Below are 17,703 nucleotides of genomic sequence, written 5' to 3'. Positions count from 1 at the left end.
AAAGTGTTGGCGAGTTAGGTAGGTGCTGCCCCTGTCTGGCAAGGGCAAGCGGTGGGGCATTAGTTGATGGTGACGAGGAAGGCTACGTCGGCATCTGCAGGTCCAGCGGTTACAGTGGCTGCTGTTGAGCGGTAATAAGCATCAAACTTCATGTCACTGGCCACCGTTGCACTGAGTGGGTAGGTGTTGGATGCCGTACCGTTTTTAACGGCAAAGCCGGTGTTGTCCTTGATAACGATCGCAACTCCAGTGGCTGCGCCGGTAAAGTTTTTGGTTGCATAGTAGTCACCGCTGGTATCCGCCGTGCCGGTGAACGTAACAGTTCCCGTATTTGGGTTAGCGGGGTCGAGGTTGCAACCTGCATCTGCTGGTACACGAAGAATAAAGTCATTGCCGGGGTATTCTTGGCCGACTGCAGTAAAGCGTGAAGGCGATATTGAGCCCATACTTACTTCGTTCCCAATAGCCCCGCTGCCTGGGTTAACAACTTCAATTGGGCAAGTTGAGCTGTCAATTTTGCCGACAAAGTTGATCGTGCCAGTGTTTGCAGTGGCGATAGTGCTGGCCATGCCCGTCAGGAGGCCTAGCGCTAGTGGTATCAGCGTTTTTTTCATGGAGTTAAAACCTTTTGAAAGAGATGCAGGGCGCGAATGACACGAAATAATGCCATGTAAGTGCATCAAAGAATGGGTGTGTACAGTTACTCTTTTGAACGGGCAGGAGTCTGATTCTATTAGCGGGTAAGTGATATGAGATAACTCTCATTTATGAAGGGGCGAGAGTATATGCCTAACAATGTGAGGCTTCGTTCAACGGGTTCACGCGTCGTTCGTGACGCGTGAACGAGAGTCTGCTAGTTGCGGACAGCGTTATTGGCTGTCCCGCGCACACCTGCCTCTGACGAGAACACCCTGGGTGCAATTGATACAGGCGGATGTGCTTTGATAGCAGGTGCGGCAGTCGTGGTAGCTGGTTGTGTAAACTCAGTGGCTACTTCTGATGGCGGCCTGCCAGCGGTATAAGAACGAGTAGCAGTATGAGGAGTATGAGCTGGAGCAGTTGAGTACTGAAGAAATATTGAATGGTCCACATCTGCCAAATCATCCAAAAAAATACTCTCTTTGAGGGACGCTCTAGAAGCACTGGCACTTCTCTTTAACGTTCGACTCGTCCATTTCCCTGCAAATAAAGCTAAACCTGCCACTCCCATTGCAAGCCCTGCAATCTGAGGTATATAGGCCGCGGTCCCAACAGCGTTTAACATTTGTGAGTTATTCGTTCCGACAGCTATCGCTTCAGCAGTTGTAAGCCCTATATCAGCAAGAAAGAACATCTTATCGAAAAGACCCTGTACTGGGAGTGCAGAGAAGAGCAAGTAGGTCGTTCCATACGACACTGCAGCGGCAGCTTGAGCTATAACTGCAGCCGCTGCAGTACTTGCACCCAGAGCCGCTACTGTTCCAGAAACAGCGCCAAATACCGTGGAGGCTACAGACGCAGCGACAACACCCGCAGGTGGGAAAAACACCGTAGCAACAATAGCTCCCACCACCAGATAAACGCCAATGATGACCCCCAGCCAGTCAAGAACACCCGGCGAACGTGTAGGGACCGGACGCTCAGGTCGCCTGTTACGCCCTGTCCCTGCATGACCAGTGGGGTCTCGCAAAGCGACTGGATTACCGAGGCAATACCCATAAGGGTTCAGGCCGCCGGCACCAAATGGGCTCATAGAGTCAGGGCTGTGGAATCGCATCAGGTGCGGGTTATAGGCCCGATAGCCTTTACCCAGCAAGTACCAGCCACTGGCTTCATCTAATACTTCCCCATTGAAGGCCACCATGCTGTGAAGTGCCTGTTCGCTACTGCGTTCACCATAGGCTGTGTAGGCTGCTGTAAGCAGTTGGTTTTGCAGGCACTCTCCCACGACCGTGTGGCTGGCGTCGGTGAGTAATGTCAGTGTTTTATTCTCATCCCCAGATTGTTGCTGGCCGAAGGGTTGCTCATTAACAGTGAGCAGATGAGTGCTTATGCCTTCATGCACAGCAAGGCTTAAACGGTTGCCCTCATAAAAGCGCAAGGTTTCTGTCTGCGCGCCCACCTGTGTCGACATTAAATGACTATGCGCATCGTAACGATATCGGCAGACAGTTTGTCCACCATCGGCGGCTTCAACCCGTAACAGTCTGCCTTGGGTGTCATAGATCAAGCGTTGACCTTGCTCATCATTGAGCATATTGCCATCTGCGTCGTAATCGAATGCTTGGTATGCCGGGTAGCTTACATGGTCATGGCTCACGCTAAGCAGGCGGCACGAATCATCAATTGCATAGGTAAACAGGGCGAGATCGGACTGGCCGTCTGCAAAAGTACTCAAACAGCGTTTTATGTTATCGAGGGCATCGAATCGGAATACCTGGCGGGTGATTTCATTGCCGTAGCGGTCCTTGGGTAGGGCTGGCCCCGTATAGGTGTGTTTGCAAAGCCGCCCTCTGGCGTCATATTCGAATCTCTCCAAGAGTTGAGAAACACCTGCGACCATCAGTTCGCGGGCGTCTAGAAGATTATTGGGTAACCAGCACTGTGAAAGTATTCTCGGTGCCTCAGTGTTTAATGTTTGAGTACGAAGAATTTCCCGACCCTGATCGTCATATTCAATGTCAACAGTGAGTGTTGTGTTCGCTGCACTGTCAGTTGTAATGGTGCGCGAAAGCTGACCGCAACTGTTGTAGGTGAACGCAACACTTAAACCCCGTGATTCATCACCGTCATACTGTTGTACGGTTGCAAGCCGAGCGTAGGCATCATAAGTGTTGCGTTTAGTCATGCCGGTAGAATCTGTTTTACTTAATGCCAGACCGTTTATCGAGTAGGTATAGTGAGTGATCAATTCATGACCGGAGCTATTCTTGCGCGTTTCTTTGACCAGTTGTCTCTGACTGTCGTATTCGTAGCGGGTAGAGCCGTCAGTGTTAAAAGCATCGGTCATTGAAGCGTTAAGTGGGTTGTACTTGAAGGTGCACGACGTCTCATCTTGGGGCTGAACGGCGCTGGGTAACGTTGTCAGTCGCAGATCATAGTTATAATCAATCCACTTGCCACTGGCTCTTGTCAAACGGCTGACTTGAGCTTGCCCCTCCACATAGTCGTATTGCTCGGTAAGCGTACCGGTAGTCATTAAGGTGCGTCGCCCAAAGCCATCGAACTGTTGCTTACCCACTAGCAATTCAGGTTCTGAGTGATTGTTGGGTGTTACCGTTATCGAAGAATGAAGCCCTTGTGTGGCGTGGGGAGCATATGTGTTGGTCACGCGTGTTAAGTCAGGCAGTGTGGTGGTCAAAAGACGTGATCTACTGTCATAGCTATAGCGCGTGATTCGACCGGATTCATCTTTGGATGCAATGCAACGTCCAAAACCGTCATATGAAAAGTTCTTGATGGCGAGTAATTTTCGGTTCGCATTAAGAGACTTGGCCCATAGCGGCTTGTCGAATGAATTCAGTAGGGTGACAGTCAAGTTACTGATGAGTGCCGGGTTGTCTGAACTCTGCAAGTAGTGTGTGAGCGTTGGATGTTTAACCGCTGGAGTGCCCGCATCGATACCGATAGGGTCGCTGCAGTCCACAACCCGTGTACCGTCCGGTCCGGTAACTGAGTACTGTTGACCCCAGTCATCATAGTCAAATGAGCGACTGAACATGTGCTCCTTATCGTCCAGCCAGTCATAAGTGGACTCTTTAACCAAATTGCCCCGTGCGTCGAATTGGGCATGATAGGTCTGGACTTCTTCAGCCATGAAACGGCTAGCCGGGTCTAGTCGTGATTCACGGACAGCGCGATTAAGTCCGTCAAAATAGGTATGAGTTTCAACACCATCAACATTCGTCACGACTTGCTTGGCTTGAGAACCATCAACACTCAGTGCATAAGTGTAATACTTTGAAGCCTCAACATTTGTACCGGGTGCGGTTGATTCTTGAATGACTCTGCCCAATGCGTCGTAGCGATACGCTTGAACAATTGAACCCTCTTTCGTAGAACGTGGGTTACCGTCAAAGACAGAAATCTGGCTGATTAAAGAAAGCGTCAGTGGTGCTTGATCAATAACGTGAGTGGTGTCGGTCTTGTTGATGACAAGGAGAGAAGGATCTTCACCCAATTGGTAGGTGTATTCGGTACTCTGCGTCGTCGTGTCTACAGTAACCGTTTTGTTTTTCAAGCGTCCATGAAGAAAAGGCTCACTGAGCTCATCAAAATAGGAGGTACGTGACGTTTGCAATTCGAGGGTTTGATCGCCCTGAAGTTCGAGCAGCGTCTCTTCGCAGGAATATATAAATGTGTCTACTCGATCGGACGCTAACGAAGGGAGAGAGGCGTATGAATAGCGGGTCAATAATGTCGGTGGAGCGGCCTCGAGCATGTCTCGTGCAGGAATCACTGTTTTGTCGCGCATATATCGCACGAACCCCTCCCTATCAGCCGGGCAAGAGTAGTCCTCTGAGTCTTCGCCATCCGGACTGTAATAGGTGTAGTGTTCAACCATACCTGTGTCGTAAGTCTGGCTAGTCAACAGGCCTCTGTTGTTGTATGTGGATGAATGCCTGATACTTCGTAGCTGATTGATGTCATCTTCCAAATACCATGTTTGTGTTGATTTAACAGGCAGTTGGCAGTAAGCCCTTTGTTGATGAAAAGGCTGGTTCACGTTTATGGCATATTCTGTTATTACACGATATACGTGCCCATTCTGCGCCGTCACATCCAGAACCAATAAGTGATAGCGGTTAAAGGTACGCGTTTGAGTACGTACAGCGATGTCATTAACGATCAGAGACTGCGTGCTGGTATAGGTGTAATCGGTCAAGACCTTATAGAGGTTATCCTGACCATCGTCTTCCCATTCAAAGCCCCCCGCCCCGAACCCTAAAAAATTTTCAGAGCTATACGTATAGTGATGTTCTAACGCAGGTTGCTCAAAGCGTGGAAGCACAAGGTGCTTGAAGACTCGGGGAATTTGTTGTGATCCAGACGCGGGGTGCTCATGCCCTTGTGTGTCATAGGTAATCTCTTCCTTGCTTCCTGCAGGTGAACTCACACTTTCAATGCACAGGCACCCAAAAATCCTTCTATAGGTGAACGCCCATAAGGCTTTATCTTCAGAAGGTAAATGAATCTGTGTGACCCAATTTTCGTCGCCTGTTAGCTCCATACTGAACCGCGCTACGGGTTTGCCCCCTTCTGCGGAAAATGGATACAAATCAATGTGTATAAAGCCTTCCCCAGGTTCACGAGTCACTGACAGCACGAGTAAATCGTTAGCATCAGAAATGGTGTTAAGTAAGGGATGTCCATCAAATTCGGTATAGTCCAGTACGATTTTCTGCCCCTCCGCAGAATAATACTCTTCAGGCACTGCCACAGTCCCTTGATCAACCAGGATTTCCATTTCTCCAGACACGTGCATAACACGGTAAGTGTCATTGCCTTCGTCATATAAATGAAACGTATCAAGCCGTTGTTCCGGAATGATGGCGCGACCTGAATCGGGGTCCCAACTGTCAACTTTGTAGGTTTCGCCTGTGTGCAATGAAATGATTTGCGTACTCACATCGAATTGCGTGAGTTGCAAGTCCCAACCATATCCAAAACCGTGATCGCTCAATTGGAGTGGATTAAAGTTCAGAACAAGCGGGATGCTTGGGCCGCTCAGAAAATTTGTTTTGATGTCGGGCAATTCAATCGAGACCGTGTATTGGCCGGTACGGGGATCAACGCCGTTCTGGAGGGCACCCAGGAAATTGAACGCATTGGAGTGTACTGCTGTAGAGGCGACCATGGGTAAGGTTCTCTTGTTGAATAAGGAAACAATAGTTTTACGACCGCAAAAAATAACCTACCGCTATAGGGTTTTATAAAACGCTCTGAAGACTAGTGGGCACCTGCGCAGTGTCATCGGTCATAGGTACTTTTGGCCAGCCTAGCAGTATTGTCGTCCCAGCGTACCTAGCATATCTGATAGTACCCGTCGGCCTTTTTGGGGTGTAAAACTATCTGCATCGTGTTCATGTAAAAGAACAGCATGGCTTATCTATAGATGCTTATTGAGTGGAGTACACGTTGTGGTTTATATTTTTCCGCTGCCTAGAGTCGACGATCTTGACGCCGAGAATGTATTGGATCTCGTTGCGTTAGGAACATCTCCGCTACAAGCATACGTGTGGTATGACGGTATAGCTAAAGGTGACGTGATATACCCTAATTGGCGAGGGTGCAGTGAATCAGGTGATGTGGTCGACTGTGTTAACTCTCTTGTGGATGTTGTAGGGGACTTCAGTAGCGGAATGGCTGTGCCTATTCCCAATGCCGTGGTGGTACCACTTGATCAAGGGCAAGCATTTTATTCATATGCCGTAAAACGCGTGGGTGAAGCAGACAGAGGTGCCGAGTCTAAACGGCTGATTATTTATATTGGGAAACGGCCGGCACAAAAACTACCGCCCGCGCAAATTACCGAGTCCAATTCATTATGTCTTGATGTCGACGATATTCCCGGCGGCGGCGCTAGTGTCACAGTCTTGCCGTATCAAGCGATGGCTGCAGGAGACAAAGTGACCTATGTATGGTCAGGTTATATGGATGATAGTTCTCCAGAAGAACCGGTCACTTATGAATATATAGTTCAGCCTAAAGATAAGGGTCAACCATTGACTTGGTTTATTGAAAAGACCTATTTCGATTTTATAGAAGACGGGCACGGCTATCTGGACTATTCCGTGGAATACAATATGCCCGCTGTGGGTTTGATATCACATGCCAGCCAGCAGCGTTTTGAAATTGTCCCATCACTAGAACCGTTACTGCCGGAACCTACAGTCAATGGTTTCAGTGGTTTAGAACTTAATCCGGATGCTTACCCAGGTGGCATTACAGTCAGCATTCCATTATTTGAGAGCGCTCGTATAGGGGATGACGTACGGGTGTATGGCAAAAGCAGTGTGCAGGCGTTAAGTACTTTACGCACCCTGCGCATTGATCCTTCTAACCTAGACAGCGGCAGACTTGAGTGCATCTTCGAGTCAGAATGGTTAGTGGCTAATAATTGGCAGTCGATTGAACTGTTTTATCAATGGGGGCGTCAGAAACTGTCACGAAGTTCACAGGCTCTTTCTTTTGAGATAAAACAAACCCGTGACTTAATTGCACCCATGGTTAAGACGTCCTATCCAGATGGAAATGATCAGTTTTGGTTCGATGCCATCGAGGGGTCGGTTACCGGTATTGATGTGATTATCCCCGATGCGGCAATTATTGACGCTGGCGATACGGTCAAGGTTGAGTGGGCTTTTGCCAACAACGTGTCTGCCTACACGGGTTCATCCTATGCAGATAGACCGCGAGAGTTCAATGTGCCGCTGCAGTACATAGCACCCTTTATGGGTAAACGGATAGATGTGGCTTATAGCGTCACCCCACAAAATCCAGAGGCAGAGGGTGAGATTTACTATTCAAAATTATTCAACGTTGAGATCAAAAGATTGCCAGCTAATCAATTTCCATTATTGAGTCACGCGCTGGGCGGTCCATCTAATACCCTATCACTTGCATCAGTACCCGCCACAGGTGCACCGTTTGTATTAAGCAAGTGGAAGTTTATGGCGGCAGGACAGCTTGTCACCATTGAAGCCAAGGGCGGTACGAGTGATCCGACGCTTAAAGAGTACTTGTGTGAGGGTGCCGAAGTGGAAGAAGCAGACGTGTCGGCTGGACAATTTAATGCCGTGCTGACAAAAAGTTTTCTGCAGAAACTTACCTTGAAATCCAAATTTACTGTGTCTACCAAGGTTAGTTTCGATGGCGGTGAAACTTACCTCTCTTTCCGGTTGCTTGAACTCACACTTGTGGACTAACAATTTTAATTAATCTACCTGAGCATTTATATCATGACAAAAGTATTCAAGGCCGTGCGCAGTTTAACCAAGGCAGTGGCTTTGCCTAATGCATCAGAACAATTGATGGCATGGTTGAAAGAAAAGCCTCAAACCTATGGTTGGGGTGCGATTTTGGCGTACGATCGCCAAAAGGCTAATAAAATGCTGAAGCAAGAACATATAAGCCGATTTAATAGTGAGTCTATTTTATTACCTGTCAGTCTGGAGGTTATAGGCGGTGGGGAGACTAAAAAGTTATATGGGTATGAGTTTGATTCGCCGATAATTTCATTTGAGAACTATTCTAATGGTGACATTAGCAATGAGCCTCGTTGTGTACTAAGAATGCCGATCATCGCTGGGTCTTACATGACGGTAGCGGCAAAAGGAATTGTCACTTCTATCAGTGTACTTGACCCTTTGGACGGTCAAGTATTGTCAATGATCATGGACCTGAAAACGGGGACGGTTAACGACAAGCAACAAGTCATGTTTAATATCCAGGACGGCACCGATTTTTCTGTCGATGTCAATGATAACTACTTGGATCAAGTGGATGTGGGTAAGGTCTTTAAAGCCTACTTTGAGGATCAAGTGCCTGATGATAAAAAAGTGTGGGCCTTAAGTCAGATTGATACCAGTAAAAATGAATACTTGAAGCCCTTGAATATTCAGCTAGAGGTGCGCAAGTATGAAGATGCAGCAGAGATTGCCGATGGTGAATTAATCATATGTGTGGGTATGGAAGGAGATGTCGCAGGCAGTACTTTACCGATTGATTTCGAGTATTTGACTGCTAGTAATTCTGCCACTTTAATTTTAGGGCAGTCAACGTTGCTTGAAAAAGTGGTGGGTAATAATTTTGAAGTCCCATTAAGCGAGCTTGGTGGAGAGATTGAATTGGCCGAAAAGCAGTATAAGTTGCGATTTACAAAGGGTTTTATACCGCTTGCTGCTGTAACTGCTGAAGTTGATACAGGCACTGCGCAAGGAACTGTTCATCTGCCTGATTTGCAACTAACTTATGGGCCTCCTAACGATATGCACGTGGGCGTTGAAAGTGGAAAAGTTATGGCTAGGTGGCGTGCCGAGAATTACGTATACATAAGGGTGCAATATACCAGCTTCGACTGTACGCCCAGGGCACTTTATGGCGTAGGGGCTGAGAGGTCGTCGACTTACAGTGTAAACCCTGATGGAAGTGGCGTGGTGTCTGCGGGATACATTGAAGATAGCGATTTTTTTTACATTACAGTTTTAGATGATCCTATCGCTGGATCTTATGTTCATCATTTCTTGGAAGTATCTGATTATAAGGCTAATGCCTACTCGATCATTAGTAGAGAGTTTTCAGGAGTCGCTAAGCCTGTTCCTGAAATTAACTCCTTCGTACTGGAAAGTATTTTATTCAAAAATGAAGACACCGTGTCCTTGTCTTCATGCGCGCTGCCTAATGACTTGGTGATGTTTGGTGACATCGGGCCGACCGCATCGGCATTTGAAGTTTCGCCCATGGAAGCCGTTGTTCTACACGGTAAAACCCAACAGTTTACCCTAGCTCCGCAAGGTGCCTCCGCTGTCACGTGGTCTGTCGAAAGTGCTTCAGGAGACCCTGAGTTCGTTGGCAGTATTCATCCAACTAGCGGCCTGTACACCGCCCCCGATATTCGCGGTTATAAAGGTACCCAGGCACGTGTCCGAGTTATCGCAACCTACGGAAACTACAGAACTTACGCATTGGTGAGCGTCTTGAAAAAGACCATTACGGTTAACCCTTTGGTGACTGTAAAAGTCATCGGTGAGGTGCCTAGCGATAAGGATAAAGTTACGCTGAGTACCAACAGTTCTGATGGTAATGCCCCCACATGGAAACTTAAAAAAACCGGTCTAGAAGGTACATTGGAGTCCACGACCGGGTTTAGCAATGTCTATACTCCGCGACCTTATAACCAAGTCGATGTTGCGTATGTTGTGGACGAAATTATTGTGACCGATAGCGCGGGAATTGAGCAAACTGCCGTCATCGTGGTTGATCATGGCACGAGCGTAAACTCTGCTATGACGGAAGGGTCTTCAACCGCAACAACTGTCCAGTTGCAATGTAAAGTGGGCAAGGAAGATGTAACAGCATTCACTGCGTTTAATGTGTTACTAGGAGGCTCGGGTACTATTAATGAAACGGGTCTGTATACGCAAGCACAAGAAATAGTTAGCCCCTTTGCGTTAGTCAATTGTGTTACGTCTGATTTTGGCCGTGAGGTTATTTCTTACATACTGGTTCCTTTGCCATTGAGTGTCAGTGGTTAGGCCTAGTGATCATCGCACAAAGATGGCAGAAAACTTACTATTTACCTAGCCAGGAAAAATATCATGTCAATTAATTCTCGTAGTGAAATTATAAAACAATTGAATGGAAAATCTGTGACCTATGGCTGGGGAGCTATCACAGTATTTAATCGTACGCGAATCAATCGGTTTTTAGAGCAACAATATATAACGCGTTTGGAGGGGTACAGTTTTCTACCGGCCTTTAAAGGGGATGTGTCTCTGGAGGGGAGTTCGTCGGGTACCGTTCAACTAGAATCGATCGTGCTGGGCAAGCCATTATTGTCATTTGCTGATGAGGCCTCGCTTGATGAGTCTTACGCGACGGTGAGTATGAATGTGATCTCTGGCACTGTATTGATGATGCAGCCCGGGGAGCGCGTTTCGCGCGTCTCTACAAGCCTTAGGATCCGAGAGTCACAAGGCTATCAATTAAAACTTCGGATCAAGTTATCCGTGGTCGCTGGTTCTATTAATGATCAGGGTCTGGTCATAATGGATTTGAAGGAAGGTGTAGATTTCACATGTAATGTGCTGCCCGACTATCTGGACCAAGAAGCAATTGGCGGTGCTTTTAAAGAATACTTTACTAACCTGCCTGTTTATCAGCGCGTGTTTGTGCTGGGTATGCTCGATGTCAGTGCGTATGATCCATTGGCTCCGAAGGAGTTCGCTATTTTGACTCAGCGCGCGCCGGAGGCCGGGAAAATGGCCTCAGCCAATTATGGTGATGGTGCTGTAGTCGTATTTATTCGGGTGGCGGCGGATGAACAAATGGGTACGTTACCAGGAGATAACTCAGGGTTTCCTTACTTGATACCTGATGACGTGGAAGATGGCGAAAATATTTATTCTGCTGCGATCATGATTGCAGAAAAATGGAAAAAATATGTGGGCGACGAGCAGATTTCGACATTAACTCGTTTGTTGTTTCCGGCCGCAGAAGTGTTTGTAAGTAAAGACGATGCCACACCCTACGACTATATAAATTTCGGTAATGTTGATCCTGCGAGTACACAGTTAACCATTGAGCCCTCGATGGCTAGGCTACAGGCTGGCGAGTCTGAGGCTTTCAGGGTCTTGGATGCTAAAGGAGCACCTGTTTCGGGTGTCGTCTGGACAGCAAAAAACTTAAACAGCCGTACGCGGGCGGGCGATGGCACCATCAGTGCAAGCGGTGTTTATACCGCTGCCGCTGAAGAGCACATTGGGTTTGACTCAGTACGGGTTGTCGTAACAGGAAAGGTGATTCAAGCAGGTAAAACGTTCACCGTATCAGCGGGAGTCACTGTTTCTACTGACGGTATGGTTATTGCACCTCAACTCAGTAGTCGAATTATCCAAATCAAGCCTCAGCCGGTCATGCTGAGTGTTACCACCACAGCGAGTTCACAATTAACGTGGTCGTTGTCGTTGCCTGATATGGGCACACTCGAGTGCTCTGGGAACACTGCACTTTATACGCCACCCATTCAGGAACAAACGGAGTTCGAAAACGTACAAAAAATCAGGGTGCATGATGCGCTCACGGATCAATACGTTGAAAGCACAGTTTTGTTATTCAATGACTATCCTCTTAATAAAGTTGAACCCGCGCATACGCGTCATATTAAGCGCTCAAAAACACTAAATTTTGAAATAAATGACGACGCCCCGGTGGGGGTGAAAGTGTGGAGTGTCATTAGCGGTACAGGTCAGTTTAAGGATCCTTTAGTGGGTGTGTTTACCGCCCCCGATGTAATTACAGAGACTGTGACTGTCGTAAAATGTGTTTGGACTTACCAAGGTTCGACTCGATCGTTTTATAGCACTGTAGAATTTGATCGTTTTGAAGACGAACCCTCATGGGCAGCGTTGAATTCTTTCACTGTCAGGGTGCGTGATACTGGCGGAAGTCTAGCATCGACGGGGTTCGCTTATAGAAATGGATTACAACAAATAAAACTGGCTGTTGAAATTGAGACTAAGAAAGTAGGCGAAGTTTCGGTTCGCCCTTCGGCAGAAGAGTTACAAACGCTTAGACTTTTGCACAGCAATGGTTCCATCGTAGAGCCACTGCTGCCCGAACAGTCAGGCATTGGCCCCGACGCTCCACCTATGTGGGCAACGCACACCTTAGCCAACTCAATTTATTTGTATCCAGCGACTAATATTGCTGTTTCCGATACGTTTGTACCCGAGCCCCTTGACGAAGAAAGTACGGTAAATTTAGAGTTTTATGTTCATACCACTGCACTGCCAAGAACGAATGATACCTTTCGTTTGACATTCAGGGGAGGTTCTAATGATAAGACCTTTTACTCCGATGACCTAAATGAAGAAACGGGCAAGGTGAACTTGACAGCCGTGAATAACCCTACTTTGACGGTGAACGATTATACCTTTTTAAAGACAGCTATTTCGGATGGTACGCTAAAGGCGCCAGTTCATTCACTTTCTGGTAAGAACGCCCGTACAACAATAGCTGCTGAAGTTAAAGCTCAAGATCCAGAGCCCGGTACAGATTATGACCTTAAATTAGTAACGCTGGACTATTATGAACTCGCCCTTGTTTCCCGAAAAATAGTGAGTTTAAAGTTCTACTCCGAAGGTGTAGGCGCGGGTTTTAATTTTGCTTATAAATCAACTGTTCGCTGGGAGTCTCTACTAAAGGAAGAGACTATGTTCAGTTTCTCAGGGTACGCGTGGAAACCTTTCTCATTAGAAGGTATACCGTCTGGTGAAATTGAAAGCAGCTTGTTGCAGTTTGGTCAAAGTCTAGATTTGTTAGTGGTTAAAGAGGGCGGGTTGACGGTGCCTGTCAACAGAGTCTTAGTGCCAGGTAATGTCATATTCAGTATGCATCGAACTGATGATGTACGTTTTGGTGATGCTGTTAGTCCAGATCAAATCACTGCGCGCGACGGCTTGCAACATAACGTTTACGCTCAGGTAATGGATCAGTATGGATGTTGGTTTAAGATAGAAGTTGGTTTTCCGCCGGTAGATTTGCATGATCGCGAACAGTTGCAGTTAAGATTTATCGAATGATGGTATGAATTAGGCTTGTTTGTTAATTAAATTGAGGGCTTGAAAATGAATATTTTTTCTGTGATAAGTTTTATTTTATTGTCGGCAGTAGGCGCTGCAGCTGTAGGGGGCGAGCCCATAGCATCTGTTATAAAACCACTAGCAGAAAATGGCACTATTGAGCTTTTCAATAGACAAAACAATAATAATTGCACGCTTGATTTTATAACAAAGAAATATAGGCTGCAGCAAGGTAATGAGTGTGAGAATGATGTGGTATACAGTTTTATGCTGCACAGTGTTCCATCTGCCGCCACTATAATCATGGCGGATTCCGGTGAGTGCGGTAAAAATGAAAACTTTTACTTTGAATTCAAAACGATCAAGTATGAAACGAGTGTTCCGTTAATTGAATTGAATAATATCCCCACCTTTGAGGAAGGTGCTGTTGTGGCGCCAGGATTGCGCTTGGTCAAGAAAATTTGGAATGGCGAAAAAATTGGGGGGAAATTGTCGTGTGTGGAGATTATACGCTCTGAATAATAGTCAATCCTTTAGCTGTATCTAATGGAATACGCTTGAGATTTTGTATTGTGTCTTAAGCTGACATGTCAAATAAATTAACTTTCAGTTTTTTAATCGGTTCGTTAATAACTACCATAAACATGGCAGTTATTTCTCTGGAGATTATAATGGCTACCTCTACGGCAGTGCATTCCAACGCGTTCAACTTCATGAGTTATCTACAAAGCGGTGTAGACCCTCGTACAGGTCAATATACTGTCGCAATCAGTTTGCCTTCGATTGCGGTGAATAATATTACTGGCCCTGACGTATCATTAGGGCTGAATTTTAATCCGCTCAATACACAGGATGCCGGCTGGGGGCTAGGGTGGAGCCTGCCGCGATCTGAATATGATCCGAAACGCTCTATTGTGTCCTTGGGGTCGGGTGAGACGTTTAAAGTTACAGCCATTGATGCTGATGGGCTTTGCACAATGGAGGAGCAGAAACTCCTGGGTTTTAAATTGTACGATGAAGGTGGTGAGCGCTATCGGATTGTACATAAGTCTGGAGACGTTGAAGAGCTGCAAGTCATGGGTAGCTCGGCGTCGCGTATGGCGTTGCCTATCCGGTTATATGCAATTAGTGGGCGTAGTGTCTCGTTTTTTTATGAGGCCCCTACGTTCCCACTGATGTTGACACGTATTGAGGATGAGCTTGGTAATACACTGTTTAGTGTCAAACGTAATGCCAATACTAATATTGAAGTGTTACTACAACCCTTTGCAGGTGAACAGGGTACGCCACTTGCGAAGTTTGAACTGACGTTGGGCGCTAATGGGGTGGTGGACGCTGTCGTACTGCCCACTATCGAGCGTGCTTCCTGGCGCTTCACCTATCAAAAGGACACCAATACGGGGCTGATGTTTATCACACAAGCCCATTCGCCTGTTGGGGGAAGTGAGTCAGTTACCTATGACTGGACAGGGCATCAATTGCCCGCTGGAGCTTCGCCATCTACCCTTCCGCGGGTGTCTAAACACACGAGTGTTCCGGGCTTTGGCCAGGCAACGCTGGAGACTGAATACAGTTATTCGACTAAAAACTTTCTAGGTGCAGGTGACAGTGCAATTACCTGGGACAGTTCAGGTGTCGACAACCTGTATCAGGCGGCTCCAGATTACGTGTACGAAACGTTAGAGTCCTCCTTGGTTGATGGCAAAGCCGTTCGCGTGACTACGCGCACATTCAACTGCTTTCACTTGCTCATCAGTGAATTAACAACTCAGGGTAAAAATCATCAGGAAGTTATTACCGAGTATTACGTTGATCCTGATGTGCCCTTCCTTCAGCAACTGCCTTATTGCCAACTGCCTAAAAATGTCATAACGCGTTGGCGCCTTGACGATGAAGCGCTGATCCGTAGCGAAACGGTCTACAACGAATATGACAATCAGGGCAACCTAACGCTGCTTAAACAGGCTAATGGTTTAACTGAAACCTCTACTTATTATCCCGTTACGGGTGATGGGGATGATTGCCCGCCTGATCCTGCCGGTTTTATACGCCACCTCAAAAATAAAACCATTACGCCTGTCACTACTGCTTTACATCGTGCGCCATCACTTAGCACGACCTATAAGTACAAGACATTAGCCCCTTTCGATTCAGTCAGTCACGCATGGCATGTTGTGGATACAGAGCTATTGCAAGAAGAGGTTGAGGGCGTTTCAGGGATCTTGCAAAGTACCCAGTATCATTATATTGACGACGTAGCAGATAACCTGCGACACGGCCGGGTTGCCAGTGACGTAGTCACGCTTAATGGACATTCGCTGACGACGTCTTATCAATATGATTTAGGCCCCGTACCGACACCGGGTAAGGCGCCGGCATGTGAATATCTAAGCACTGTGGTGGTGGTGAGTTCGGACCTGGATGCACATACTAAATCGGTGACCAATGAAACGTCGTTGTTTAATGGGCAAGCGCTGCTGACCCGTGATGATAACGGGGTGGAAATTCGTTATGTGTATGATGCCTTGCAGCGGGTAGTCAGTGAGACGGTTGCGCCTGGTAAAGTTTCTGAAGCGACGCGGCAATATAGTTATGTTTTGTGTGCACAGGCTGGGGATCAGGCAACACAAACATCGATTAATGTGAAAGGCGTCAAAACCGTAACCTATATGGATGGACTTAACCGTGCTGTGGGTGAAGCACGTATCAATGCTGACAGTAAACTTGCGGCTGATCTGTTTAGACCTACTTACTCGGCCTCGTATGATGCGCTGGGTCAATTAGTCAACGAAACAGTCGTTGATTGGGAAGATGACGCAGACCGGGAAATGACCACCTATTTCCGTTATGACGACTGGGGGCAGCAGTACTGCACGGTCGCGCCGGATAGCGTTGAAGTATATGAAGTTACTGACCCGCGAGGCACTTCGCAGTGGGCTGAGGGTGTTGTGGTGACTCGTTGGCAGCAAAGTTCAAATACCACGTCTCAAGTGACCAAGACTACGGGTAAAACCGTGACGCTGATGAATTTATTTGAAAAGCCCGTGCAGGAACAGCGCTGGGACTTGAATAATACGTTAGTCAGTACTCATTTTTATGAATATGACGGCCTTGGACGCACTGCCAAAGAAATCGATGCATTATCTAACACTACCCTCTATAGGTATGATGCATTTGATCGGATGACACAAACGATATTACCAGGCGGTGCTGTGGTAGTACGTGCATACGCGCCACACAGTACTGAGGACTTACCCGTATTAATTAGTATTGACGGTACGGAGTTAGGCACTCAATCTTTTGACGGATTAGGGCGAATGTCTTCTTCTGTCACGGGAGGGCGTAGCCAGTCTTACGATTATGCTCCTGGACAAATACAGCCCAATAAAGTCACCACAGCCGGTGGGCAAATTATTGAGTATGAATATGACCCGCTCTTAGGCGAAGAACCTGCGAAGAGAACGGTAAACGGAGTGTTGGCAACCTATACGTACGACCCGAAAAATGCGCGTCTCAATGAATGCACTGAAGCAGGGCTTACCTTGAGTCGTTCATATTTCAGCACCGGACAGCTAAATTCCGAGTCTCAAGGTGAGTATACGATGATTTACAATTACAGCCTGCAGGGGCTGATATTGGGCTATACCGACGTGCTGGGTAATACTCAAAGCTATGTTTATGACTTTGAACGTGGTGGCCGATTATCTTCGACTAAATTGGGTACTACCGAATCATCTTTCTCGTACGACGAGTTGGGTCAAACCTGTGAAATCGCTACCATCGATACGACAGATGCGGCTAATCCGCAGGCAGTTACGATTAGTTTGCAATATGATGAATTTGGTCGTGAAATTGAGCGATCGTTCGATTTGAATGGTGTTAAGCAAAAATTGGTTCAGCGTTATAACACTATCGATAATCTTGTACAGCGTGTGTTGAGTGCCTTGGATGAAAATGGCGACGTCATTGAAGTCTTGCGTGATGAGGCTTATGAATACGATGCACGAGCTCGGCTAACCAAGTACTCATGCTCGGGTAGTCAAAAACCTGTTGATCCTTATGGTAATTATATTGATCAGCAGATATTTAGATTTGATGCGCTGGATAATATCACGCGTGTGAGAACCGATTTTGGGGATGAGTCTAATACAGCCATCTACGCTTACGATGGGGTAGATCCCGTTCAACTGACGAGTGTCACTAATAATCATGCTTCAGTCGATCCGTTAATAATCGTACTTAAGTATGATTTGAATGGAAATTTGATCCTGGACGAACGTGGCAGAATACTGAGTTATGACGACTTAAACCGATTGACGTCTGTCAGTGATACGGCGCATTAACCTGCGGGGCTTTTAATAAATAGATCTTCGCTTGCTGATAAGGGCGCCATTCTCTGCGATTGGCGCCTTTTTAAAGG

The 17,703-nt window shown here is 46.9% G+C and carries 7 protein-coding genes; 5 read left to right on the top strand and 2 right to left on the bottom strand.

The window, feature by feature from the left end:
- Positions 1–59: 59 nt before the first annotated feature.
- Positions 60–614, bottom strand: coding sequence for a fimbrial protein (locus tag B347_RS0106810; protein WP_019408955.1), 555 nt, complete (start codon positions 612–614; stop codon positions 60–62).
- Positions 615–853: 239 nt separating this feature from the next.
- Positions 854–5,836, bottom strand: a complete 4,983-nt coding sequence (locus B347_RS24720) for an RHS repeat domain-containing protein (RefSeq protein ID WP_019408954.1) — start codon at positions 5,834–5,836, stop codon at positions 854–856.
- A gap of 283 nt (positions 5,837–6,119) precedes the next feature.
- Here B347_RS24720 and B347_RS0106800 point away from each other — a divergent pair, with 283 nt between their 5' ends.
- The 5 genes from B347_RS0106800 to B347_RS24715 all read left to right on the top strand — a co-directional run bounded on the left by B347_RS0106800 (position 6,120) and on the right by B347_RS24715 (position 17,626).
- Positions 6,120–7,907, top strand: a complete 1,788-nt coding sequence (locus B347_RS0106800; RefSeq protein WP_019408953.1) for a hypothetical protein — start codon at positions 6,120–6,122, stop codon at positions 7,905–7,907.
- A gap of 33 nt (positions 7,908–7,940) precedes the next feature.
- Positions 7,941–10,235, top strand: a complete 2,295-nt coding sequence (locus B347_RS0106795) for a hypothetical protein (RefSeq protein WP_019408952.1) — start codon at positions 7,941–7,943, stop codon at positions 10,233–10,235.
- Positions 10,236–10,298: 63 nt separating this feature from the next.
- Complete coding sequence (locus B347_RS0106790) at positions 10,299–13,283, top strand: hypothetical protein (protein WP_019408951.1); 2,985 nt, start codon at positions 10,299–10,301, stop codon at positions 13,281–13,283.
- A 45-nt stretch (positions 13,284–13,328) separates the two neighbouring features.
- Positions 13,329–13,805 carry a hypothetical protein gene (locus tag B347_RS0106785; protein WP_019408950.1) on the top strand — a complete coding sequence of 159 codons (477 nt, stop codon included), beginning with the start codon at positions 13,329–13,331 and terminating at the stop codon, positions 13,803–13,805.
- 149 nt (positions 13,806–13,954) lie between these two features.
- On the top strand, positions 13,955–17,626 hold the full coding sequence (locus B347_RS24715; protein WP_019408949.1) for an RHS repeat domain-containing protein: 3,672 nt from the start codon (positions 13,955–13,957) through the stop codon (positions 17,624–17,626).
- The last annotated feature ends 77 nt before the right edge of the window (positions 17,627–17,703 follow it).

The sequence above is a fragment of the Pseudomonas psychrophila HA-4 genome (assembly GCF_000282975.1).
Taxonomy (GTDB): domain Bacteria; phylum Pseudomonadota; class Gammaproteobacteria; order Pseudomonadales; family Pseudomonadaceae; genus Aquipseudomonas; species Aquipseudomonas psychrophila_A.
The sequence above is the reverse complement of the archived record's forward strand: the minus strand, read 5'-3'. Positions and strand labels throughout refer to the sequence as shown.